Consider the following 22,565-nt stretch of genomic DNA (forward strand, 5'->3'; position numbering starts at 1 on the left):
GGCCCGTCCCGTCGGCACCTTCAGGCGGCCCGGGCCAACAGCCGCACCAGGGCGGCCCGGCTGTGCACGCCGAGCTTGCTGTAGATGCGGGTGAGGTGCACGTCGACGGTGCGCGGACTGACCAGGAGGCGTTCGGCGATGTCACGGGTCTTCAGGCCCTGGCCCGCGAGGTCGGCCACCTGCCGCTCCCGGAGGGTCAGTTCCGCGAGGCCGTCCGCGGCGGCGGCGGTCTCGCCGTTGCCGCAGGCCAGATGGGCGATGCGGGCGAGGTCACGGGCGCGCATGCCGGCGGTGGTCTCGCCCAGCAGGGCGTGTGCCTCGTGGTAGCAGTGGGCGGCGTCCGTCGGCAGGGAACGGGCGAGGAGGACGTGGCCCCGGGCGAGGAGTGCGTACCCGCGTTGCTCCGTCACCTGGGCCTCGGCGGCTGCCGTTTCGGCGCGTTCCGCCCAGCAGGTCGCGTCGACGCCGGTGACCACGGACGCGGCGGCCAGGAGTTCGTACACCCGGGCGGCGAGGATGCGGGCCGGTTGGGGCACGCGCCGGGCGTCCCGGGCGGGCAGCAGCAGGGCGAGCGCGGTGTGGCCGTCGCCCGCTGCGAGGGCCGCCTCGGCGTGCAGCAGGGCGATGACCGAGGTGCGGGGGACCTCTCCGGTCACCGCCCCGTGGCTGTCCGGGCGGGTCGGGTGCGGTCCGGCGTCCCCGAGCCACGCCCAGGCCGCGGCGGTGACGGCGTCGGCGAGGGCCACGTGGTGGTCGCTGCCCGTCGCCCGGGCGAGCGACCGTGCTTCCTGGGCGGACTCCAGCGCCTCGGACATCCGCCCGTCCTGGTAGCCCACGTAGGCCAGGACGTTCAGGAGCATCGGCAGCAGATGGGCGTCGCCGCGCAGTCGGGCCGTGGCGAGGGCGCGCTCGGCGTGCGCCTGCGCGGGACCGTACCAACCCATCGCCGCTTCGCCGCAGGCCAGCACCGCGAGGTAGCCGGCGAAGACGTCGGCGCCGCCCAGTTCCGCCGGGGTGCCGGGGCCGTGGGGCTCCAGACCGTCGAGGATCTGGGCGCAGGTGTCCAGATCGGTTTCGGCGGCGCTCAGGTCTCCGGCGAAGACGGTGCTCAGTCCGCGCAGCGCGAGCGCGCCGGCGGCGGTGATCGGTGGGGCGGCCTCGGTGTGCCGGGCGAGGACTTCCACATCGGCGCGGGAGGGGAGTTGCCCGGCGAGCACCAGCACGAGTTGGGACTGCACCTGGAGGGCCGCCTCGGGTCTGCCCGTGCCGCGCAGGGCCGCGAGCAGCGGGGCGAGGAGCGCCCCGGCCTCGTCGGGGAGGCCCAGCGTCGCCTGGACCAGGGCGATCGTGGCGACGGCTGGGATGCGGTCGGCGGGCGGCAGGTCGGCGAGGGTCGCGAGGATCTCGCGGGTCAGGGTCCGCAGGTGGGTGACGTCGCCCTCGGCCGCCAGGGCCTGGACCACGGGGAGCCACAGCTCGCAGCCCGGTGAGCAGGTGGCGTCGGGGCCGGTGGGCGGATCCGCCGCGAGCGCCGGTTCGCGTGCTGCGCGGTGCAGGCGCAGGGCCGCGGCGGTCCACTGGGCTGCGAGGGCGGTGCGTCCCGCGGGCAGCGCCTCCTTCACCGCGGCGCCGAGCACCGCCCGGTCCCGGGGGGCGGCGAGGGAACCGGAGAGGACCACGTGCGGGGCGAGGTCGAACGGGAGGGCCCCCAGGGCCGTGAGGTGGGTCAGTGCCCTGCGGTGGGCGGCGAGCCGCCAGCAGGAGTCGGCCTCGCCGTACAGGAAGTCGCGCAGCAGGGGGTCGCGGAACGCCAGGGCGCTGCTGCGGGGTGCGGTGCGGACGAGGTCGCGGGTGCGCAGCGAGCCGAGTGCCCGGCACGCCTCGTCCTGGGCCATCTGGGCAACGACCGCGACGGATTCGACGTCGAAGGATTCGCCGAGCACGGCTGCTGCGTGTGCGGCGAGCCGTTCGTCGGGGTCGAGGGGTGCGCATTCGGTGAGCAGTCGGGTCTCCAGGCCGCGGCGCACGGCCAGGTGTCCGGGGTCGTCGGGCGGGCCCTCCTCGGCGGCGAGTGCGGTGAGGTGCAGGGGGTTGCCGCCGCTGCGTTCGTGGAGTCGGTCGAGGTCGGGGGTGTCGATCCGGACGTCGAGCAGTTCCGCGCTCTGGGCGAGGGTCAGCGGGGCCAGGTTCACCTCTTCGACGGTGCCCAGTTCGACGCCGTGGCGGACCGCCAGGCGCAGACCGACCGGGGCCTGGCGCGGCCGGTGGGCCACGACGATTCCCAGGCCGCCGCCGATGGGCCGGCGCATCAGGGCGTCCACGAGTTGCACCGAGCAGGGGTCGGCCCAGTGGAAGTCGTCGAGGACGAGCAGCAGGCCGTGGGGCACGGCGGCGACGCAGTCCGCGATCATGCGGCGCAGTTCGGCGAAGTAGTGGCAGCCGTGGGTGAGTCCGCCGCCGGACGGGACGAGTGCGGTGGGGTCCCGGGGCGGGCGGGCGAGGCTGTGCACCAGGGCGGCGGTGCCGAGGGTCAACGCGGGGCCGCCGGCTCCGGTGGTGTCGAGGCCGCCGAACGCCTGGGCGAAGGGGCGGAGCGGCACCGGTTCCCGTTCGGTTCCGGTGCACAGTCCGCGTAACACCACCACGCCCTGGGCCCGGGCTTCGGCGGCGAGTGCGGCGAGCAGCGCGGTCTTGCCGGAGCCCGGGTCGCCGGTGAGTTCCACGGTGGCGTCCCGGCGGGCGGTCGCCGAGCGGACGAGGTCGCGGAGCGTCTCCAGTTCCGTGCGGCGGACGGCGGTGCGCGTCTTCGTCCCTGCGAGAGCGGTGACCATGTCGGCCGGTCTCCTTCCGCGGTCTGCTGCAACGGCGGTCGGGACGCCTCTCGGGTCCCGGGCACCGCTGAGGGCTCCGCCAGCATAGGAGAGCACCGAGAGAGCGGTTTATCACGCAACATAACGTTCACGGAACCGCTCGTACGCTTCTGCGGGATCCGCCGGTGGAAGCGCGGATCCCGGTCCTGGTGGAGGGTCGGCCGTCGGCCGTCGGGTCGTTCCGTGCGGCGTCCCGGCCGCCGGGCGGGGGTCAGGTCAGTCCTGTGCGGCGGGCTCCGGTGTGCGGGCGCCGGGGCCGTACCAGAACGACACCGCGACGGCGATGGCGAGGGCGGTGAGTGCCGAGGCCCAGACGAACACGTCGGAGATCGTGTCGGCGACGGAGCCGCCGTCGGCGGTGAAGGGGATCAGGAGGACGGCGAGGCCCACGGAACCGCCGATGGTCAGGGCGGTCTGGAGCACTCCGGCGGTGACTCCGGCGTACTCGGGCGGAGCCGTCGACAGGATGATGATGTTGAAGGGGACGATGGCGACGCCCACTCCGACGCCGATGAGCACGATCTGCGGCAGGACCCCGGTGGCGTAGGAGCTGTTCCCGTCGAGCAGGGTCAGCCAGGCCACGCCGGCCAGCACGACGACCAGTCCGCCGATGGCGCGCAGCTTGAGGTCGATCGGTGCCAGGTGCTTGGTGAGGACCTGGGTGGTGACCAGCAGGGCGAGGCCGAAGGGCAGGATGGCGAGGCCGCTCTGGAGGGCGTTGAGGTCGAGCACTCCTTGGAGGTACTGGACGAGGTAGATGAGGAAGCTGGTGAGGACGGCGGCGAGGAGCAGCAGGTTCAGGAAGGACCCGGCGCGCACCCGGTCGGCGAAGATGCGTCCCGGTAGCAGTGGTTCCGCGCTGCGGGAGTCGACGACGAAGAGGGCGGTCCACAGCACGGCGGACGCGGCCAGCGCGGCGATGGTCCAGGTGTCGCCCCAGCCCTGCTCGGCGGCGTGCACGAGGCCGTAGACGCCGGCGGTGACGGCTCCGCTGACCAGGGCCGCGCTGGGCAGGCCGAGTGAACGGGGGCGGGTGGGGCCGTCCTTGAGGCCCAGGGTCTTGGCGGCGAGGAGCAGCAGGGCCAGGCCCACGGGAACGTTGACCAGCAGGCTCCAGCGCCAGTCCCCGGCCCAGGTCAGCAGGCCGCCGAGGACCATGCCCCCGGAGGCGCCGAGGCCGGCGACGGTGGAGTAGAGGCCGAAGGCGCGCTGTTGGCGTTCCCCTTCGAAGACGAGGGCGAGCAGGGCGAGGCCGGTGGGGCCGGCGATGGCGGCGCCGATGCCCTGGAGGGCACGTCCGAAGAGCAGGACCTCCAGGTTGGGGGCGAGGCCGGCGACGAGGGAGGCCACGACGACCAGGGAGATCCCGCCGAGGAAGACCTTGCGGTGGCCGAGGGCGTCGCCGAGTCGGCCGGCGAAGAGCAGCAGTCCGCCGAAGGCGAGGAGGAAGGCGTTGGGCACCCAGGAGGCCGAGGCGACGGAGGCGCCGAGGTCCTCCTGGAGGGCCGGCAGGGCCACGTTCACGATGGTGCCGTCGAGTTGGAGCATGAACTCCGCGCCCACGATCGCGGTGAGCGCCAGGGCCCAGGAGGTCTGTGGTGGCGCGGCGCCCTTCGGGAGCTCGCCGGGGGCGGTGTCTGCGGTCATGGGTCCTCCACGGTAGGCGCGGGATACTATGGTGAGACAGCCTCAGGTTAGGCGGATGCAGTTAACCTGAGGCACCCTCAGGTAGTCAAGTGGAGGTACCCGTGGCAGACGCCCCGCCCTACATCGCCCAGCGCCCGAAACGGGCCGACGGCGCCCGCAACTACGACGCGATCCTCGCCGCGGCCCGCAAGGCGTTCGAGGCCGAGGGCTCCGATGCGGCCCTGGAGGACATCGCCGCCCGCGCCGGGGTCGCGATCGGCACCCTCTACCGCCACTTCCCGACCCGCGCCGCGCTGGTCGAGGCGGCCACCCGGGACGGTCTCGCCCACCTCATCGCCCGCGCCGAGGGCCTGGCCGACCAGGACGACCCGCTGGCCGCGCTGACGGAGTGGATGGACTGCGCCGTCCACCACATCAGCACGTTCCGCGGGCTGGTCGGCATCCTCACCCAGAGCATGTACGACGAGGGCACGCCCTCGCACGCCGCGTGCGCCGCGATGCACAGCAGCGGGGCGGACCTGCTGCGCGCCGCCCAGCGGGCCGACCTGATCCGCCCCGACCTCACCGCCGACGAACTGTTCGACCTGCTCAGCGGGGCGGCCTGGGTCCGCGAGAACGCACGGCCGGGGCAGGACGACGGCAGCGAACGGTTCCTGCGCCTGGTGCTGGAGGGGATCGTCGTGCACGCCCCGGCGGCCGGACCGCCCGGTCGGTGAGTCCACGTCCTTTAGAACCGGTTGAGCGGGTCCTCCTAGCGTCTACGGGAATCGGCGCATCCCGCATCAGGAGGGCTCATCGTGGTGTTGCAGGTCCTGTACGACCGGCTGCTGCCGCTGGTCGCCACGCCCCCGAAGACCGACGCGACGGAGGTGGGCGCCCTGCGTGACACCAGCCGGTCGCTCATCCTGCGCGACCTCACCGAGAAGGTGGTCGCCTACCGGTCGAACAACCCCGACCCCACGGGGACCAGCCCCACCGAGAACGACTTCGCGACCGTGTCCCTGGAGATCTTCGGCCCGGACGGCGAACCGCTCGGGCGCACCGAGGGCGCGGGCCGGATGCTCTACCGCCAGCCGGGCGACGGGCACTTCGTCGCCTACTTCGGCGAAGAGATCACCCTCCGCGACGGGAACGTCATCAGGGCGGGCGGACTGGTCGACGACGCCCGGCTCACGGCGGGCGAACACGCGACCTTCCCGGCCGTCGTGGTCGGCGGGCCCCTGCGCGGCGCGATCGGCTTCCGGCAGTTCCGGCCGCTGGTCAAGGAATCGCACAGCACGTACGAGTCGTCGATCGTCGTCTACAAGAAGTGAGGGGACCGACCGATGACCCGCACCGCCCCGCTGCCCACCCGCACGATCGGCTCGCTCACCGTGGGGGCCCAGGGCCTGGGCTGTCTCGGACTGTCCGAGTTCTACGGGTCTCACGGCCCCGTGGAACCGCAGCGGGCGATCGCCACCGTCCGGCACGCCCTCGACCTGGGCGTCACGCTCCTGGACACGGCGGACGTCTACGGCCACGGAGCCAATGAGGAACTGATCGGCAAGGCGATCGCCGGGCGACGCGAACAAGCGGTGATCTCCACCAAGTTCGGGGTCGTCCGGCCGGGCCCGGGCGTCGGTACGGGCATCCGCGGGGACGCGGCCCACGTCCGGGCGAGCTGCGAGGCCTCGCTGAGGCGCCTCGGGGTCGACCACATCGACCTGTTCACGCTCACCCGGATCGACCGGAACGTGCCCGTGGAGGAAACCGTCGAGGCACTCGCGGAACTCCGCACGGCGGGGAAGATCCGCGAGTTCGGACTGAGCGAGGTCGGCCCGAAGACACTGGCCCGGGCCCATGCGGTCGCCCCGGTGGCCGCCCTCCAGACCGAGTGGTCCCTGTGGTCGCGGGACATCGAGCAGGAGCTGGTGGCGACGTGCCGACGGCTCGGCGTGGCGATCGTCCCGTACGCGCCGCTCGGCCGGGGGTTCCTCGCCGGCGCCGTCCGCTCGGTGGACCAGCTGGCCGAGGGCGACTTCCGCCGGTTCGGCCTCCCCCGCTTCGCCCCGGAGCACCTCGCGGCGAACCTGCCCCTGGTCGACCGTCTCGCGGCCGTCGCCGACCGGCTCGGCGCCTCACCGGCCCAACTGTCGCTGGCCTGGCTCCACCAGCGCGGCCCCGACGTCGTCCCCATTCCCGGGACCGGTGACGTGGCGCACCTGGAGGAGAACGCGGCGGCGGTGCGACTCGCCCTGGGCGCGGAGGACCTCGCCGCCGTCACCGCCGCGGTGCCCCCGGCCGAGGTCCGGGGCGCCCGCTGGAACGAGCAGAGCCTGGCCTACATCGGCCTCTGAGCGCCCGGCGGGCGCACCGGTGGGGGGAGGGGGACGGGGGCTCGCCCTCGTCCCCCTCCCCCCACCCACGTCACTCCGTGGCCAGCGACAACGCCCGGGACGGGCACAGGTCCACCGCCAGTTCGACCTCCTCGCGGACGCCTTCGTCGGGCTTGGGGTCGAGGACCACCACCAGCCCGTCGTCCCCGTGGTCGAAGACCGCGGGCACCGTGACCGCGCAGTGGCCCGCGGCCATGCACCGCTCCCGGTCGGCGTTCACCCTCATCGGCGTGCCTCCCCCGACCAGGTGACGGGCAGTCGGTGCACGCCCTGCATGGTGCCGCCGGTGCGTACCGGCAGTTCGTCGACGGGCACCGCGAGCCGCAGGTCCGGAATCCGCTCGAAGAGCGTCGAGAACGCCACCTCCAGCTCCATCCGGGCCAGGTTCTGCCCGAGGCACTGGTGGATGCCGAAGCCGAAGGTGAGGTGCTGCCGACCGGACGGCACGCCACCGCGGCCCGCACCGCGGTGGACGTCGAAGGCGTACGGGTCGTCGTAGACCCCGGGGTCCCGGTTGGTCATCGAGGAGGAGACGAGCACGCCCTCCCCGGCCCGGATGACGACTCCGTCGACCGCGATGTCCGAGGTCGCGACCCGTACCCCCGACACATCGGTGACGGACACGATCCGCAGCAGTTCGTCGATCGCCGCGGGCAGCTCCTCCGGCGAAGCGGCGCGCAGCGCGGCCAACTGGTCCGGGTGTTCCAGCAGGGTGACCACACCGAGCGCGATCATCTGGGAGGTCGTGTCGTGACCGCCGATCAGCAGGGCCAGGGCGATCCGCAACAGGTCGTCGCGGGTGAGGTCCCGGCCGTCCACCTGGCGGGCCAGCCGGGCCAACACCCCCTCGCCCGGCTCGGATCGGCCCTCCGTCGCGGTGATCAGGTCGTCCAGGTAGTCCCACAGGGCCCGCCCGGCCGCCTCGGCGCCCTCCGCGTCCTTCGCCTGGAGCAGGTTCATCGTCTTGGTCTCGAAGAACTCGTGGTCCTCGTAGGGAACACCGAGCAGTTCGGAGATCACCATGGACGGGATCGGCAGCGCGAAGTCCTGCACCAGGTCGGCGGACGGCCCCGCGCGCAGCATGTCGTCGATGAGGCGACCCGCCAGTTCCTCGACCTCGCCCCGTAGGTCCCGCACCCGTTTGAGGCTGAAGTGCGGGGCCAGCATCCTGCGGTGCACGTCGTGGACCGGCGGATCGAATCCGATGAGGGCGAGGGGCTTGAAGATGGGCGCCTCGAAACGGGGCAGCACCACCGGGAAGTCGTCCCGGGAACGGTCCGCGGAAAGCCGTGGATCAGCGAGGAGCTTCCGTGCGGTGGCGTGTCCGGTGACCATCCAGATCGCCCGGCCGTCCCACAACGCCACCTGGTGCAGCGGTCCGCTCCGCCCGATGTCCTGGTATCCGGGGGACGGTTGGTAGGGACAGGTCCGGTCCTGCGGGTAGGAGAACAAGGGGCGCGTTCCTTTCCGTTCCGTGGTTCGGGTCAGTCGGAGAGGGCGGGTGCCGACGGCGCCTCCCGTACGTCCCGGCGGTGTGCGGCGGGGGCGGGCGTGTCCCGGGACCGGCCCAGACGGCGCATCCCCGGGTCCTCGACGAACCGGTGCAGTGCCCAGGCCAGCAGCGTCGTCACGGCGAACAGCGCGGCGAGCAGCCCCGTCGCCGGCAGCACGTCCCAGGTGCGCCCCGCGCCGAGCAGCCGGTGTCCGGCGATCAGCACGAGGTAGTGCACCAGGTACGAGGCGTAGGACACCGTGCCCAACCAGAGGGCGACCCGACCGCGCAGCGCCGAACGGCCTCCGGTCACGTCGGCCGCGGCGATCGCCGGGACGAGCAGGGCGATCGGCACCACGATCGGTGCCGTCAGGCTGTACACACCGGGGAACTGCCAGATCTGTGCCGCGAAGCCGACGGAGAGGAGGGCGAACGGGGCCAACGGACCGAGACGGATCCACCGGCCCTCACGGAGGATGCGCGCCATGATCATGCCGAGCACGAAGTCCAGCATCCGGACCGGGGGGAACGACACCAGGAACCAGTTCTGGACGAGCGACATGTCCTGGCCCGGCAGCCGCGGGGCACCGGTCAGCCAGGCGGAGGCCAGGGCGGGCAACACCATGACCGCTGCGGCGACGGCCCCGGCCGCCCCCCACAGTCCCCGGGCGGGGATGCGCCGGACGACGGCGTACAGCAGGGGGAAGGCGAGGTAGAAGAACAGGTCGCAGGCGAGCGACCAGGTGACCACGTTGACCGAGAGGATGACGTCGAGCTGCGGGTACCAGGTGTGCACCAGGAACAGCCCCGGCAGGGCCTTCAGCACGTCCAGGTCCTGCCCCCACCAGACCGCTACCCCCACCGCGGCGGCGAAGGCCACGAGGTGGTTCGGGTAGACCTTCGCCAACCGACGGCGCCAGAAACGGCGTGCCGGCTGCCCCGCCCGCACCGACCAGGTGAGGACGAACCCGCTCAGGACGAAGAAGAACTCCACCCCGAGCCAGCCGATCGCGAAGGCGAAGGGCCGCAGCGCGCGCTCGGTCTCCGGGTGGAAGTAGCCGAGCACGAAGGCGTGGCAGAGGAAGACCAGGAACGCCGCGACGAACCGCGTTCCGGTGAGTGAGGGGAGTCTGGACGGCTCGTCGGCGGGGCGGACGTCCGGCGTCCGGGGGTGGGGTGGCATGTTCGCTGCTCGCTTCTCTCTTCCGCTCGCGACGGTGGCGTCCGGGCGGTGCTTCAGTTCGCGGACGGACCCTCGGTCACGTCGATGGCCCGCGCCGGGCACAGGTAGGCGGCCTTCCGGGTCTTGGCGTGGTGCTCCGGCGCGGGGCGGGAGGTGAGCACCACGACGAGGCCCTCGTCGTCCTGGTCGAACACCTCGGGGAGGGTGGCCATGCAACGGCCGCCGCTGATGCAGGACTCGCGGTCCGCGTACACGCGCACGGCGCGGTCACCACTCCACCGGGAGGGACAGCACCCGCTGCACCGTGCCCGCGCCGAGGATGGGCAGTTCGGACACGTCGACGGCGAGCCGGATGCCCGGGAGACGGGTGAACAGCTCCCGGAACGCCACTTCGAGTTCGAGGCGGGCGAGGTTCTGGCCCAGGCACTGGTGGATGCCGAACCCGAACGTCACGTGGTGGGTGTCCGCGCGCAGCACGTCGAACTCGTCGGGGCGCTCGTGGGTGTTCTCGTCCCGGTTGGCGAGGGTGCCGGACACCAGGACGCCCTCGCCCGCCCGGATGAGGTGACCGCCGATCTCGATGTCGCCCTTGGCGATCCGGGTGGCGACCAGGTCGGTGGTGGCGATGAAGCGCAGCAGTTCCTCGACGGCTCCGGGCAGTCGGTCGTCGTCCTCCAGCACCTTGGCCAGCTGCCCGGGGTGTTCGAGCAGGGTGATGACGCCGAGCGCCAGCGAGGAGGAGGTGGTCTCGTGCGCGGCGATGAGCAGGACGAGGGCGATGGAGACGAGTTCGTCGTGCCCGATGTCCCCGGTGAGGACGCGTTCGGTGACGAGTTGCCCGAGCAGGCCCTCCGTCGGCGACTTGATCTGTTCGGTCACCAGTCCGTCGATGTAGTCGACGAGGTTCTGGGCCGCGGTCGCCGACTCCTCCTCCGTGCCGAGCATCACCTTGCCGCTGGCGTCCTGGAAGAACTCGTGGTCCGCGTACGGCACTCCGAGGTGGCGGCAGATCACCAGGGACGGCAGCGGCACGGCGAGCAGCGGGATCAGGTCGGCCGGCGGGCCCTGGTCGACGATGCGGTCGACGAATCCGGAGACGATCTGCTCGATCTCCGGCTTCATCCGACGCACCTGCTTGAGGCTGAAGTGCGGGTTCAGATAGCGCCGGTAGACGTCGTGCACCGGCGGGTCCATCGCGATCAGCGCGAGGCTGCGGGCGATCTGGGAGCGGAACCGCGGGGCGACGATGGGGAAGTCGGGGTGGGTGCGCAGCGAGGAGAGGTTGGGGTGGGTGAGGATGTCCCGGGACTCCTTGTACCCGGTGATCATCCATGCCTCGCGGCCGTCGAAGAGGGTCACCTTGAGGACCGGCCCCGCCGCCCCGATCTCGCGGTATCCGGCGGGCGGCTGGTAGGGGCAGGTGCGCGGCTGGGGGTACGGCGGGGATGCGGTCATGGGGCTACGTCCTTCACACGGGAGGCGAACATCGGAGAACGCAGGGAAGAAGGGCGGGGCGGGGGCGGGGAAGACGGAGAGCGCAGGGAACGCGGGTCGTTCAGGAATCGCGGAGAGCGCGGAAACCTGCGGAAACCCGACGCTATGCAGCCCGGGCACCGCGGGCAAGAGCGGTTAAGCGGGGCTTCAGAACCGCTTTCGTCCGGTCGCGCCCAGCCGGGGGACGGCTGCGAGCAGGGCCTTGGTGTAGGGGTCCCGCGGGCCGCCGAACACGTCCCGGGCGGAGCCGGTCTCCACGATCCGGCCGTCCTTCATCACCGCGACCCGGTGGCTGAGCCTGCGGACCACCCCCAGGTCGTGCGAGATGAACACGTAGGCCACGCCGAGGCGTTGCTGCACCCGCACCAGGACGTCGAGGACCTGGGCCTGGACGGAGGCGTCCAGGGCCGACACCGGTTCGTCGCAGACGACGACGTCGGGGTCCGGGGCGAGCGCCCGGGCGATCGCGACCCGTTGGCGCTGTCCCCCGGACAGGTCCCGGGCCCGGCGGTCGAGCACCGTCTCGGGCAGGTCGACGTACGTCAGGAGTTCCGCCACCCGCGCCGCGCGGGCGCCGCGCGCCGTGCGCACCGCCTTCAGCGGTTCCTCCAGCAGCTGCCGGGTGGTGTAGCGCGGGTCGAAGGAGCCCAGCGGGTACTGGTGGATCATCTGGACGCGTCGGCGGTCCGTACGGCGTTCGGCGGCGGAGCGTTCGGCCCAGGAACGGCCGTCGAGGGTGATCCGGCCGCTGTCGGGCGGCACGAGTCCCATCAGCATCCGGCCCACGGTCGTCTTCCCGGAGCCCGATTCGCCCACGATGCCGAGGGTCTCGCCGGCCCGCACGGTCAGCGACACCCCGTCGACGGCGGTGAGCGCGGGGCCGTGCGGCGACCGGTACCGTTTGACCACGTCCTCGGCGCGCAGCAGCACCGGTCCTGGCGCGGCGGGAACGGCCTGGGCGTCGCCCCCCGGGACCGCGGCCAGCAGGGCGCGGGTGTAGGGGTGGCGGGGGTCGGTGAGGACCTGCCGGGCGGGCCCCTCCTCGACGAAGACGCCGTCCTTCATGACGTGGATGTGGTCGGCGAGTTCCCCGACGACACCGAGGTCGTGGCTGATGAGCAGGACGGCCGTGCCGGCGCGGGCGTGCTCGCGCAGCAGGTGCAGGATCTGTTGCTGCACCGTGGCGTCCAGGGCCGTGGTGGGTTCGTCGGCGATCAGCAGGTCGGGGCGGGCGGCGAGGGCGGAGGCGATCAGGGCGCGCTGGCGCAGTCCGCCGGAGAGTTGGTGCGGGTACTGGGCGGCCCTGATCCGGGGTCGGGGCACTCCGGCGGCGGCGAGCAGCCGTTCGACCTCGGCGGGGATCCGGGCGGTGGGCACGGTGCGGTGTTCCCGCAGGGGTTCGGCCACTTCGGCGCCGACCCGGCGCAGCGGGTCGAGGGAGCCCAGCGCGTCCTGGAGGACGAAGCCGACCCGGCGGCCCCGTAGGGCGCGCCAGCGGCGGGGGTCCAGGCGGCGCAGGTCGATGCCGTCGAAGGTGAGGGTCCGGGCCTCGACGGTGGCACCGTCGCCGGCCAGGCCGACCAGGCTCCGGGCGGTGACGCTCTTGCCCGAGCCGGACTCGCCGACCACGGCGACGACCTGTCCGCGCCGGATGCTCAGCGACACCCCGCGGACGGCGTCCACCCGACGGCGACCGCGGCCGAAGCTCACCTTGAGGTCCTCCACCCGGACGAGTTCGGCGCCGCCCGCGGTGTGCACGGGGGATTCCGTGGTGGTCGCCTCGGTCATCGGTGTCTCCCGTCGAGGGTGTGTTGGAGGTGCCGGCCGAGCACGGTGACGGCGAGGACGGCGAGGGTGATGGCGGCGCCGGGGAAGGCGGCGGGCCACCAGGCGACGGCGAGGAACTCCCGGCTGTCGGCGAGCATCGCCCCCCATTCGGCGGTGGGGGGCCGTGGGCCGAGGCCGACGAAGCTGAGGCTGGAGCTGGCCACGACCATGGCGCCCAGGGAGACGGTGGCCAGGGCCAGGACGGGTCCGGCGGCGTTGGGCAGGACGTGCCGGACGACCACTTGGGTGCGGGTCCAGCCGAAGCCGTGGGCGGCTTCGACGTACGCCTTTGAGCGGAGCCCGATCACCTCGGCGCGGGCGACCCGGGCGAAGCCGGGCAGGGACACGACGGCGAGCCCCACGGTGGCCGTGGTGGCGCCCGGCCCGAGCACCGCGACCACCAGGAAGACCAGGAGCAGCCCGGGCACGGACAGGACGACGTCCAGCAGTCGGCTGATGATCTGGTCGGCGATCCGGCCGAGTTGCGCGGCGGCGACGCCGACGAGCGTGCCGCCGACGAGGGCGAGACCGACCGCGCCGGCGCCGATGAGCAGGGAGGGCCGGGCCCCGTACACGATCCGCGCGTACAGGTCGCGCCCGCTCTGGTCGGTGCCGAGCAGATGGCCTTCGCCGGGGGGTCGCAGGAGGGCGTTCACGTCGGTGGCGTTGGGGTCAGTGCCGGTGAAGAGCGCGGGCGCGGCGGCCATGGCGGCCAGGACGAGGAGTACCGCCACTCCCAGCCAGAGTCCGGTGCGGGGGCGGTTCACGTCGACCTCCCCGTGTCGCGGGTGCGGGGGTCGATCAGCCATTGCAGGGCGTCGACGGCGATGTTGACGAGGACGAAGACGGTGGCGGCGAGCAGGACCACGGCGATGACGACGGGCAGGTCCTTGTTCTGCACGGCGGAGAGCATCAGCCGTCCCACTCCCTGTCGGGAGAACACGATCTCGATGATGACGGCACCGCCGATGAGGGAGCCGGCGATCCAGCCCATCAGGGTGGTGGCGGGCAGCAGGGCGTGGCGCAGGACGTGCCGGACCCGTAGGGCCAGTTCTCCGATGCCGCGGGCCCGGGCGGTCACCGCGAAGGGCTCCTCCAGGGCCCGGAGCAGCCCTTCCCGCAGGACCTGGGCGACCACGGCGGTGGGCGCGGCGGCGAGGGCGACGGTGGGCAGGACCAGTCCGCTGACCCCGGCGGTGCCGACGGTGGGGAACCAGTGGAGGGTGAACGAGAAGACGGTGAGCAGGAGCAGTCCGAGGAAGAACGGGGGCAGTGCCACCACCAGGGACTCCACGGCGGCGAACAGGGCCGGGACCCAGCCGCGGCGGTGGGCACCGAGTACGGCGAGCAGCACGGAGCCCACCGCGGTGACGAGCAGGGTGGACAGGATCAGCAGCAGGGTGTCGGGCAGTTGGGAGCCGATGGCCTCCCAGACGGGCCGGCGCAGCACGTACGAGTCGCCGAAGTCGCCGCGGACGATCCGGCCGAGGTAGGTGGCGTACTGGATCGGCAGCGGGTCGTCGAGGCGGTACTGGGCGATGATCTCGGCACGGACCTGCGGGCTGACGCTGGAGCGGGCGAGCAGCACGTCGGCGGTGCTGCCGGGCATGATCTGGATGAGGAGGAAGGTCAGGGTCACGGCGCCCCACAGGACGCCGACGGAGCCGGCGGCGCGGACCAGGACGAGCCTGAGGAGGCGGGCCCGACGGGCCCGCTCCGGGGCGGTGTCTCCCGGCGCGGGCCCGACGGTCAGGAGGTCAGCCATGCGGCGTACAGGTCGGTGGAGCCGTCGGCGGTGAAGCCGGTGCCGCGTACCGCGTCGCGGGCGGCGAGGGTGGAGACCGGGGAGTAGATCGGGAGCACGGCAGCGTCCTCGGTGATCTTCCGCTGCACCTCGCCGTAGATCCGGAACTGTTCCGACTGGTCCTCGGCGCGTTGGGCGGCGAGGAAGAGCCGTTCCACCTCCGGGTCGTCGTAGCGGGCCATGTTGTTGCTGATGCCGCGCTTCGGGGTGGGGATGTTCTCCTTGCCGAACAGGACGCGCAGCACGTCGGGGCCCGGTGACGAGAAGCTGGTGTCGATGATGTCGTAGTCGGCGGCGAGCAGTCGTTTGACGAAGGTGCCGCCGTCGACGTTCTCCTCGACGAACTGGACGCCCAGCTTCTTGGCCGCGGCCTGCACCTGGACGGCGAGGTTGGTGATCGACGGGTCGGACCACAGGTGGCGGACCTTCAGGCGCTTGCCGTTCTTGGTGCGGTAGCCGTCCTGGTCGCGGGAGGTCCAGCCGGCGCGGTCCAGGAGGCGGCCGGCCTCGGCGGGGTCGTGGGCGTAGGCGACGCCCTGGTCGGCGCGGCCGGGGGTGCTGGCGGACAGCGGGCCGTCCGCAGCGGGGTACTGGCCGAAGTACACCTTCCGGGCGAGGTCGGCCCAGTCGATGCCGGCGCGCAGGGCCTTGCGGACGGCGACGTCGGCGAGCGGGCCGTTGGCGGTGTTGGGCCAGTAGCTGTAGTTGGCGCCGGGGAAGTCCTTCGTGTGGAGGGTGAAGCCGGGGGTCTTGCGCAGGCTCCGGGTGCTGGTGGGGTCGAGTCCGGTGGCCGCGTCGATCTGTCCGCTGGTGAGCGCGCCGTTGCGGGAGGCGTTGTCGGGGACGACCTGGATGGCGATGCCGTCGAGGTGGGCGGGGCCGGAGTGTTCCGCGGACTTCGGGGCCCACCGGTAGTCGGGGTTCTTGACGAGGTCGATGCCCTTCTGGGCGACGAGTCCGGTCTCGGTGCGGAAGGGGCCGGTGCCGACGATCTTCTTGCAGAGGGTGGCGGGCGAGCCCTTGAGGGTGGCCGGGGACTCGATGCCGAGGTTGGGGAGGGCGAGGGCGCCGAGCAGGCCGGAGTCGGGCCGTTTCAGGGTGATCTCCGCCGTGTGGGCGTTGACCGCGCGGGAGGACTCGTAGGCCGAGATCAGGCTGGAGGCGAGCAGGGACTTGGTGTCCGGGTCGGCCACGTGGTCGAGGTTGGCGACCACGGCGGCGGCGTCGAAGGCGGCGCCGTCGGTGAAGGTGACGTCGTCGCGCAGGACGAAGGTGTAGGTCAGCCCGTCGGGCGAGACCTTCCAGCTCTTGGCGAGCCAGGGCTCGAAGGTGCCCTTGGCGGTCTGGTGCACCAGGGAGTCGACGATCGGGCGGGTCAGCAGTCGGGCCGCCTCGGTGGGGCTCTGGTGCGGGTCCAGGCACTCGGGTTCCTTGGCGATGGCCAGGCGCAGGGTGCCGCCGTCGCGGGGCGGGCCGCCGGCCTTGCCGCCCCCTCCCCCGGTGTCCGCCGAGCACGCGGTCACCAGCGCCAGCAGCAGTGCGGTGGCGCCCGCCCCGGTGGCGGGTCTGTGGGTACGTATCCGTGTGCCCGAGTGCATCGGTGTCCTCATCGCTTGGTTCGTGACGATTGGTCAGCCACGGTGCACGGCTCGGCTAAAGCCGCTCTGAAAGCGTGGGGCGCGGGGGCGGGAGGGGCGGCCGGGGCGTTCAGAGGGAGGAGGCGATCTTCGCGAGGTGTTCGTACGAGCGGATGCGGGCCTCGTGGTCGGGCACCTGGGTCAGGACGAACAGTTCGTCGGCGCGGGTGCGGGCGACCAGGTCGGCCAGGCGGGGGGCGATCCGGTCGGGGGAGCCGACGAACTGCGGGTCGATGCGGGAGCGCAGGAACTGTCGCTCCGTGGGGGTGAAGCGGTGGGCGGCGGTCTCCTCCTCGGTCGGCAGGACGCCTTCGGGGTCGACGGTGCGCATCAGGATCTGGCCGTACACGAAGGCTTCGGCGAGCCGCTCGGCCCGGTCGTCGCTGTCCGCGGCGACCGCTATCACGGCGACGCAGGCGTGCGGCTCCGGTTGTGCGGGGGTGCCGCGGAACGCCTGGCGGTAGGCGTGCAGCGCCTCGGGGGCGCCGCCGCCGACGATGGCGTGGGCGTACACGTAGGGCAGTGCGGCCCGGCCCGCGTGGACAGCGCTGTTGACGCTGGATCCGACGAGCCAGAAGCGGGGCGGGGTCTCGGGCTCCGGAACGGCCCGCACCCCCGACTGCCCTTCGCTGAAGTACCCCTGGAGTTCCTGGAGCTGCGCATCGAAGCCGAGGCCACGGGGGTCACCGAGCCGGGCCGTGGAGGCCGGTGAACCGCCGGTCGCCCGGCCGAGCCCGAGGTCGACCCGCCCGGGGTAGAGGCTGGCGAGCACCCCGAACTGCTCGGCGACGGCGAGGGCGGAGTGGTTGGGCAGCAGGACCGCCCCGGAGCCGACGGTGAGGGTGCGGGTGGCCGCGAGGAGCGGGCCGGCCAGGACCGCGGGGCTGGAGGTGGCCAGGGCGGGGGTGCCGTGGTGCTCGGCCACCCAGTAGCGCCGGTAGCCGAAGCCCTCGACGGCTCGGGCGAGGTCGACGGTGCGGCGCAGCGCGTCACCGGGCGTGTCGCCCCGCCAGACGGGCACCGTGTCGTGCACCGAGATCGCGATTCCTTCGGCCAACGGGCTCTCCTCCTACCGTTCGGGTCGCCACCGCACACCGTGCGAAGTGATCCTGAGGCGACCTCATGTTGTCTGCGCCCCAGTTAAGTTGAGGGCTCCTCAGGTTGTCAATGCGGAAGCTCGCCACGCCCGGGCGGGCGCCCCGCGCCGGGGAGCAGGTCCTCGGCGGCGTCGAGAGTGAGGTGCCCGGGCACCTCGACGGGCTCGTCCAGCGCGTGCCGGAACTCCCGGCGCTCGGGCCCGTCCCGTACGACCTCGAACCCGTAGTGCACGTAGAAGTCCGCGACCTTCGCGTTCTTCGCGGTCGGCCGGTAGCTGCCGCACACGGACGGGAAACCGGCCGTGCGGGCCCGGTCGAGCAGTACGGCCAGGGCCGCCTGTTCGATGCCGCGGGCGAAGACCCGGCAGCTCAGCAGGATGTTCTCGATGTGCAGGACCTCGTCGTCGGACCGCAGGAACACCGCCCCCACCAGGCCGTTGCCACCGAACCGGTCACCGGAGGCGAGCGTCAGGACCCGGGTCGCGGGACCGGCGGCGAACTGCCGCACCTCATCGACCGAGAGGCGCCGGGTGGTGAGGTTGAACTGATTGGTGCGCAGGGTGAGTTGGCTGACCCGCGCGAGCTCCGACGGCCGCACGGGCGCCAGCGCGACCCGCACGTCGAGCCCGGCGAGGAAGTCCGCCGCGCTGCCCGCCGCCGCGAGGAAGTCCGAGCGGGCCGCCTCCTGCCGGTAGCGGTGGGTGCGGACCCGGTCCTCGGACGTCACCGCCGTGGTCGCGAACCAGCCGTCGGCGAGCAACCGCTGCACGTGCAGCGCCGGGTCACCGTCCAGGGCGACCACCACCGTCTCCGGCAGCTCCGCCGTGACCGCCGCGCACTCGCGGATGTTGTCGTCCGCGAACACCACGCTGTCGCCACCGAGGTTTAGTCCCGCGGTCAGCTCGCGCAGGGACACCGGCTTGGGCTGCCAGCCGGCCAGCACCCGCACGAAGTCCTCCTCCCGCACCCGCAGGTCCGGGTGGTCACGCAACGCCGACCGCACCGTGTCCGGATCGTTCTTGCTGACGGCGGCCAACAGCACGCCCTGGGACTGGAGTTGTTTGACGACGCCCTGGAACCGGTGGAACGCGTCCCCCCGACGGCCGTGGGCCACCTCGATGCCCTCCACCCCGTCGTCGCCCAGCACGCCGCCCCACAGCGTCTCGTCCAGGTCCACGGCGAGCACCTTCTTCGACCGGCCGGTCAGTGCGCGGACGAGATGGCCCAGTTCACGGGCGTACGCGCCGAGCAGGGGGTCGGAGAAACGGGCTCCCGCGTACACCTCGAAGCGCGGGTCGGCCAAGGGGATCGCCTCGCCCAGGAGCGGGTCGACGTCGACCACGAGGGTCCGTCCGGTCGCCGCACCGAGACCGAGGAGTTCCGCGTTGGCCGCCCGCCAGGCCGCGCCCAGCCGGGCCCGGGCCGGGTAGTCGAGCAGCTGGGCCTGCCAGTTCCCGGGCAACGGGAGGGTGTTGAGGACGAGGGTCCCCGGGGTCCGGGCGGTGTATCCGGTGGCGAGGTCCCGCCAGAGCGCGACCTTGGCCGCCAGGGTCGCGGTGACGTCCTCGGCCGTGAACGGTACGGGCACCTCGTCGCACACCGTGGCGTGGTCGAGTACGCACACGGTCACGTCCACCGGCCGGGCGTGCAGGGAACTCGTGGGGTCACCGAGTTCCCTGACGTACGCGCCGAAGTCGGTGAGCCGTACCGACGGGACGAACCCGTGGCGGGCGAGTTCGCCGACGAGCGCCGTGCGCAGGCCGTCCAGGGTGCCGCCGCCGGTGAGGGCCACCGTCACCGACGGCAGGTCCGGGTGATGGGCCCGGACGGGCGTCAGATCGGCGCGGGCCAACAGCCGGGCCGCCCGGGCGAGGTCTGCGCGCTCCATCGTCCTCAGCAGCGGGGCGACCCGGTCGAAGCGCCGTCCGAGTTCGCCGTCGCGGTGCAGGGCGCGCAGCCGGTCGAGCGGGGTCGTGCCGTCGGTGGGCGTGGTCATCGGACGGTCTCCTGGGGGCGGGGGGCGAGCGAGTCGACCAGGTGCACGGCCAGGGTGTGCGCGGTGCGGTGCTCCAGCACCACGCCGGGACGCACCTCCACCCCGGTGTCCCGGGTCAGTCGGGTGGCGATCTCCAGCGAACCGAAGGAGGTGATGCCGAGGTCGGTGAGGTCATCGGCGGGGTCCACCTCCCCGGGGGCGTGGCCGAGGGCCGCGGCGACCGCGGCCAGCACCCGCTCGACCACCGCGGCGAACCGTTCCTCCTCGGGCACGTCCCCGAGCGGTGGCACGCCCGGCACCTCCTCGTCGGATGCCGGCGGGGAGACGGAGGGCAGCCGGGGGTCCGGCGCGGCGCCCGGCTGCGGCGCCGGGCGGGCGAGCCAGAACGCCCGGTGCTGGAACGGGTAGACGGGGACCGCGGCGGGGTCGGCGAGGGGCCCCGCACCGAGCAGCCCGGTCCAGTCGACCGGCACGCCGTGGCAGTGCGCCTCGGCGACGGCCCGCACCACGGAACGGGCCTCCGCGGACGGCCGCCGGACCAACGGGATCGTCGCCACCGCGTCCCGCCGGTCGGCGAGGCAGTCCGCGATCAGCCCGGTGACCGTCGGATCGGGACCGATCTCGACGAAGGTGTCGATGCCCAGGGCGTACAGGGACTCCACCCCGTCGTGGAAGCGGACCGTCCCGCGCGCCTGCGCCGACCAGTGGTCGGGCGCGGCCAGCCCGGCCCGATCGACGGGGGCCCCGGTGCGGTCGGTGACCAGCGGCACCCGTGGCTCGGACACCGTGATCCGGGCGGCCACCGCGTCGATCCCGGGCAGCGCCGGGTCCATGTGCGCCGAGTGGAACGCCTGGCTCACCCGCAGGGCCTTGGTGCGCACCCCCCGGGCGCGCCAGGCCGCGGCGAGGGCCCGCACCGCGCCGGCGTCCCCGGAGACCACCGTGGAGCGGGGCCCGTTGACGGCGGCCACGGACACCGCTCCCCCGCACTCGGCGAGTGAGGCGAGGACGTCCGCTTCGGGGGCCCGGATCGCCACCATGCTCCCGCCACCGGGCGCGGCCTGCATCGCCCGGGCCCGGGCCACGACCAGCGCTGCCGCATCCGCCAACTCCAGGGCGCCGCCGACGTACGCCGCCGTGAGCTCGCCGATGGAGTGGCCGAACAGTGCCGCCGGGACGATGCTGAACGACTCGGCGAGCCGGGCGAGCGCGGCCTGGGTGGCGAACAGCGCGGGTTGGGTGAACTCGGTGCGCTCCAGCAGCGCCGCCCGCGGACCGCCCGGGGCGGCGAGGACGAGATCGCGCAGGGCCGGCCCGTCGGCCGACGGGTCGCGCGCCGCGTCCAGGGCGGCGCACACGGTGTCGAAGGTCTGCGCGTACACCGGGAAACGGGCGTGGAGTTCGGCGCCCATGCCCGGCCGTTGGGTGCCCTGGCCGCTGAACACGAAGCCGACCCGCCGGCCGGGCTTGGCGGTGCTGACCGTGCTCGACGGCCCGGCCAGGGCGTCGAGTTGGCGTTCCAGTTCGCTCGCGTCGGCCCCGGTGACGGCGGCCCGGTGGCGGAACGCGGTGCGCCGGGTGGCCAGGGTGCGCGCCACGGCGGCGAGGTCGTGGTCCGGCCGCTGCCGCAGCAGCTCCCGCAGCCGTTCCGCTTGGGCGCGCACCGCCCCGGGCGCCTTGCCGGACAGGACCCAGACGACCTCGGCGCCGGGTGCTCCGGGACCTTCGTCGGGCGGGGCAGCAGGTAGCGCGCGGACCGTGGGGGGCACGGTGGTGTCCGGCTGGTGTTCCGCCACGATCAGATGGGCGTTGGTGCCGCTGATGCCGAAGGACGAGACCCCGGCCCGACGCGGTCGGCCGGGCTCGGCGGGCCAGGGGCGGGGGGTGCTGAGGACCCGTACGCGGTCGGCGGGCCAGTCGACGAACTCGGACCACTCGTCGGCGTGCAGGGTCGCCGGCAGCACCCCGTGCCGCAGCGCCTGCAACGTCTTGATCACTCCGGCCACGCCCGCGGCGGCCTGGGTGTGGCCCAGGTTGGACTTCACCGAACCCAGGTGCAGCGGCCGGTCCCGCCCCGGGGCGCCGTAGGCGGCGATCAACGCTCCCGCCTCGATCGGGTCGCCGAGGGCCGTACCGGTCCCATGGGCCTCCACCGCGTCGACGGCGTCGGCCGGAACGCCGGCGGCCCGCAGCGCGGCTTCGATCACCTTGCGCTGGGCGGCTCCGCTGGGCGCGGTCAGTCCGTTGCTCGCGCCGTCGGAGTTGATCGCCGAGCCGGGCAGCAGCGCCAGCACGGGGTGACCGGCGCGGACGGCGTCCGAGAGCCGTTCCAGGACGAGCAGGCCCGCGCCCTCCCCGAAGCCGGTGCCGTCGGCTCCCTTGCCGAACGCCTTGCACCGGCCGTCGGCGGCGAGGCCGCCCTGGGCCGCGAAGTCCGTGAAGACCCGGGGCGTCGCCATCACCGTCACGCCGCCGGCGAGCGCCAGATCGCATTCGGACCTGCGCAGGGACTCGACGGCCAGGTGCACCGCGACCAGGGACGAGGAGCAGGCGGTGTCCACGGTCAGGGCGGGGCCTTCGAACCCGAAGGTGTGGGCGAGCCGGCCGGACACGATGCTGGCGGCGTTGCCGGTCATCAGGTGTCCCTCGATGTCGGCGGGGACGGTGCCGGCGGGCGGTGCGTACTCCTGCTGGATGGCGCCGGCGAAGACCCCGGTGCGGCTGCCCCGCAGCTCGGCGGGGAGCAGACCGGCGCGTTCCAGGGCCTCCCAGGACAGTTCGAGGAGCTGACGGTGCTGCGGGTCCATCGCCAGGGCCTCCTTCGGCCCGATGCCGAAGAACCCGGGGTCGAAGCCGGCCGCGTCGTCGAGGAAACCGCCGGTGTGCGCGTGGCGCAGCGCGTCCGGCGTCCAGCCGCGGTCCCCCGGTGGTCCGCCGACGGTGTCGACGCCCTGGTCGACCACCCTCCACAGGTCCTCGGGCGAACGCACTCCACCGGGGTAGCGGCAGGCCATGGCGACGATGGCCACCGGTTCGGCGCGCGCCTGCGCCAGGGCTTCGTGGCGCGCCAACTCCTCTTTGGTGCGGGCGAGTTCTGAGGTCGTCCACTGGAGGTACTCGACCAGTTTCGCTTCGTCGGCCAT

General features: G+C 73.3%; 17 protein-coding genes. 3 read left to right on the forward strand and 14 right to left on the reverse strand.

Going from position 1 to position 22,565, the window contains the following annotated elements; all coding sequences use genetic code 11:
• Nucleotides 1-20: 20 nt before the first annotated feature.
• Both ACFWIA_RS26195 and ACFWIA_RS26200 read right to left on the reverse strand, forming a co-directional pair.
• Nucleotides 21-2,831 (reverse strand): AAA family ATPase, encoded by a 2,811-nt coding sequence (locus ACFWIA_RS26195; RefSeq protein WP_387009134.1) that lies wholly within the window; start codon nt 2,829-2,831, stop codon nt 21-23.
• 255 nt (nt 2,832-3,086) lie between these two features.
• Complete coding sequence (locus ACFWIA_RS26200; RefSeq protein ID WP_387009136.1) at nt 3,087-4,517, reverse strand: MFS transporter; 1,431 nt, start codon at nt 4,515-4,517, stop codon at nt 3,087-3,089.
• A 101-nt stretch (nt 4,518-4,618) separates the two neighbouring features.
• Here ACFWIA_RS26200 and ACFWIA_RS26205 point away from each other — a divergent pair, with 101 nt between their 5' ends.
• From ACFWIA_RS26205 to ACFWIA_RS26215, 3 genes are all read left to right on the forward strand, one after another.
• Nucleotides 4,619-5,233 carry a TetR/AcrR family transcriptional regulator gene (locus ACFWIA_RS26205; protein WP_387009138.1) on the forward strand — a complete coding sequence of 205 codons (615 nt, stop codon included), beginning with the start codon at nt 4,619-4,621 and terminating at the stop codon, nt 5,231-5,233.
• A gap of 81 nt (nt 5,234-5,314) precedes the next feature.
• Nucleotides 5,315-5,830 carry a hypothetical protein gene (locus tag ACFWIA_RS26210; protein WP_387009140.1) on the forward strand — a complete coding sequence of 172 codons (516 nt, stop codon included), beginning with the start codon at nt 5,315-5,317 and terminating at the stop codon, nt 5,828-5,830.
• A gap of 12 nt (nt 5,831-5,842) precedes the next feature.
• Nucleotides 5,843-6,853, forward strand: coding sequence for an aldo/keto reductase (locus ACFWIA_RS26215; protein ID WP_387009142.1), 1,011 nt, complete (start codon nt 5,843-5,845; stop codon nt 6,851-6,853).
• A gap of 70 nt (nt 6,854-6,923) precedes the next feature.
• Here the strand turns inward: ACFWIA_RS26215 and ACFWIA_RS26220 are convergent, their stop codons facing one another.
• The 12 genes from ACFWIA_RS26220 to ACFWIA_RS26275 form a co-directional block, all read right to left on the reverse strand.
• Nucleotides 6,924-7,118, reverse strand: coding sequence for a ferredoxin (locus ACFWIA_RS26220; protein WP_387009144.1), 195 nt, complete (start codon nt 7,116-7,118; stop codon nt 6,924-6,926).
• Nucleotides 7,115-8,344 (reverse strand): cytochrome P450, encoded by a 1,230-nt coding sequence (locus tag ACFWIA_RS26225; protein ID WP_387009146.1) that lies wholly within the window; start codon nt 8,342-8,344, stop codon nt 7,115-7,117. The genes ACFWIA_RS26220 and ACFWIA_RS26225 overlap by 4 nt, the downstream gene beginning before the upstream one ends.
• Before the next feature lie 32 nt (nt 8,345-8,376).
• The gene (locus ACFWIA_RS26230) at nt 8,377-9,567 is read right to left on the reverse strand and encodes an acyltransferase family protein (RefSeq protein WP_387009148.1); all 1,191 of its coding nucleotides are present in this window, start codon (nt 9,565-9,567) and stop codon (nt 8,377-8,379) included.
• 53 nt (nt 9,568-9,620) lie between these two features.
• Nucleotides 9,621-9,827 (reverse strand): ferredoxin, encoded by a 207-nt coding sequence (locus tag ACFWIA_RS26235; protein ID WP_387009149.1) that lies wholly within the window; start codon nt 9,825-9,827, stop codon nt 9,621-9,623.
• 7 nt (nt 9,828-9,834) lie between these two features.
• Complete coding sequence (locus ACFWIA_RS26240) at nt 9,835-11,022, reverse strand: cytochrome P450 (RefSeq protein ID WP_387009151.1); 1,188 nt, start codon at nt 11,020-11,022, stop codon at nt 9,835-9,837.
• Between the two features lie 186 nt (nt 11,023-11,208).
• Nucleotides 11,209-12,849, reverse strand: coding sequence for a dipeptide ABC transporter ATP-binding protein (locus ACFWIA_RS26245; protein WP_387009153.1), 1,641 nt, complete (start codon nt 12,847-12,849; stop codon nt 11,209-11,211).
• Nucleotides 12,846-13,655: an ABC transporter permease gene (locus ACFWIA_RS26250; RefSeq protein WP_387009155.1), complete on the reverse strand. Its 810-nt coding sequence runs from the start codon at nt 13,653-13,655 to the stop codon at nt 12,846-12,848. The genes ACFWIA_RS26245 and ACFWIA_RS26250 overlap by 4 nt, the downstream gene beginning before the upstream one ends.
• Nucleotides 13,652-14,653: an ABC transporter permease gene (locus ACFWIA_RS26255; protein WP_387009157.1), complete on the reverse strand. Its 1,002-nt coding sequence runs from the start codon at nt 14,651-14,653 to the stop codon at nt 13,652-13,654. The genes ACFWIA_RS26250 and ACFWIA_RS26255 overlap by 4 nt, the downstream gene beginning before the upstream one ends.
• Nucleotides 14,638-16,290, reverse strand: a complete 1,653-nt coding sequence (locus ACFWIA_RS26260) for an ABC transporter substrate-binding protein (protein ID WP_387009158.1) — start codon at nt 16,288-16,290, stop codon at nt 14,638-14,640. The genes ACFWIA_RS26255 and ACFWIA_RS26260 overlap by 16 nt, the downstream gene beginning before the upstream one ends.
• Before the next feature lie 109 nt (nt 16,291-16,399).
• Nucleotides 16,400-17,386, reverse strand: coding sequence for an LLM class flavin-dependent oxidoreductase (locus tag ACFWIA_RS26265; RefSeq protein ID WP_387009159.1), 987 nt, complete (start codon nt 17,384-17,386; stop codon nt 16,400-16,402).
• Nucleotides 17,387-17,493: 107 nt separating this feature from the next.
• A complete protein-coding gene (locus ACFWIA_RS26270) occupies nt 17,494-19,422 on the reverse strand; it encodes an HAD-IIIC family phosphatase (protein ID WP_387009161.1) in 1,929 nt (642 codons plus the stop codon).
• A complete protein-coding gene (locus tag ACFWIA_RS26275) occupies nt 19,419-22,565 on the reverse strand; it encodes a type I polyketide synthase (RefSeq protein WP_387009162.1) in 3,147 nt (1,048 codons plus the stop codon). Before ACFWIA_RS26275 ends, ACFWIA_RS26270 begins: the two co-directional genes overlap by 4 nt.

Source organism: Streptomyces sp. NPDC127068, assembly GCF_042724695.1.
Classification (GTDB): domain Bacteria; phylum Actinomycetota; class Actinomycetes; order Streptomycetales; family Streptomycetaceae; genus Streptomyces.

Coding starts and splice junctions, on each gene's coding strand:
- ACFWIA_RS26260 (WP_387009158.1), bottom strand. CDS start 16,290: ATGCACTCGGGCACACGGATACGTACCCACAGACCCGCCACCGGGGCG.
- ACFWIA_RS26275 (WP_387009162.1), bottom strand. CDS start 22,565: ATGGCCGACGAAGCGAAACTGGTCGAGTACCTCCAGTGGACGACCTCA.
- ACFWIA_RS26270 (WP_387009161.1), bottom strand. CDS start 19,422: ATGACCACGCCCACCGACGGCACGACCCCGCTCGACCGGCTGCGCGCC.
- ACFWIA_RS26195 (WP_387009134.1), bottom strand. CDS start 2,831: ATGGTCACCGCTCTCGCAGGGACGAAGACGCGCACCGCCGTCCGCCGC.
- ACFWIA_RS26200 (WP_387009136.1), bottom strand. CDS start 4,517: ATGACCGCAGACACCGCCCCCGGCGAGCTCCCGAAGGGCGCCGCGCCA.
- ACFWIA_RS26215 (WP_387009142.1), top strand. CDS start 5,843: ATGACCCGCACCGCCCCGCTGCCCACCCGCACGATCGGCTCGCTCACC.
- ACFWIA_RS26230 (WP_387009148.1), bottom strand. CDS start 9,567: ATGCCACCCCACCCCCGGACGCCGGACGTCCGCCCCGCCGACGAGCCG.
- ACFWIA_RS26255 (WP_387009157.1), bottom strand. CDS start 14,653: ATGGCTGACCTCCTGACCGTCGGGCCCGCGCCGGGAGACACCGCCCCG.
- ACFWIA_RS26220 (WP_387009144.1), bottom strand. CDS start 7,118: ATGAGGGTGAACGCCGACCGGGAGCGGTGCATGGCCGCGGGCCACTGC.
- ACFWIA_RS26245 (WP_387009153.1), bottom strand. CDS start 12,849: ATGACCGAGGCGACCACCACGGAATCCCCCGTGCACACCGCGGGCGGC.
- ACFWIA_RS26240 (WP_387009151.1), bottom strand. CDS start 11,022: ATGACCGCATCCCCGCCGTACCCCCAGCCGCGCACCTGCCCCTACCAG.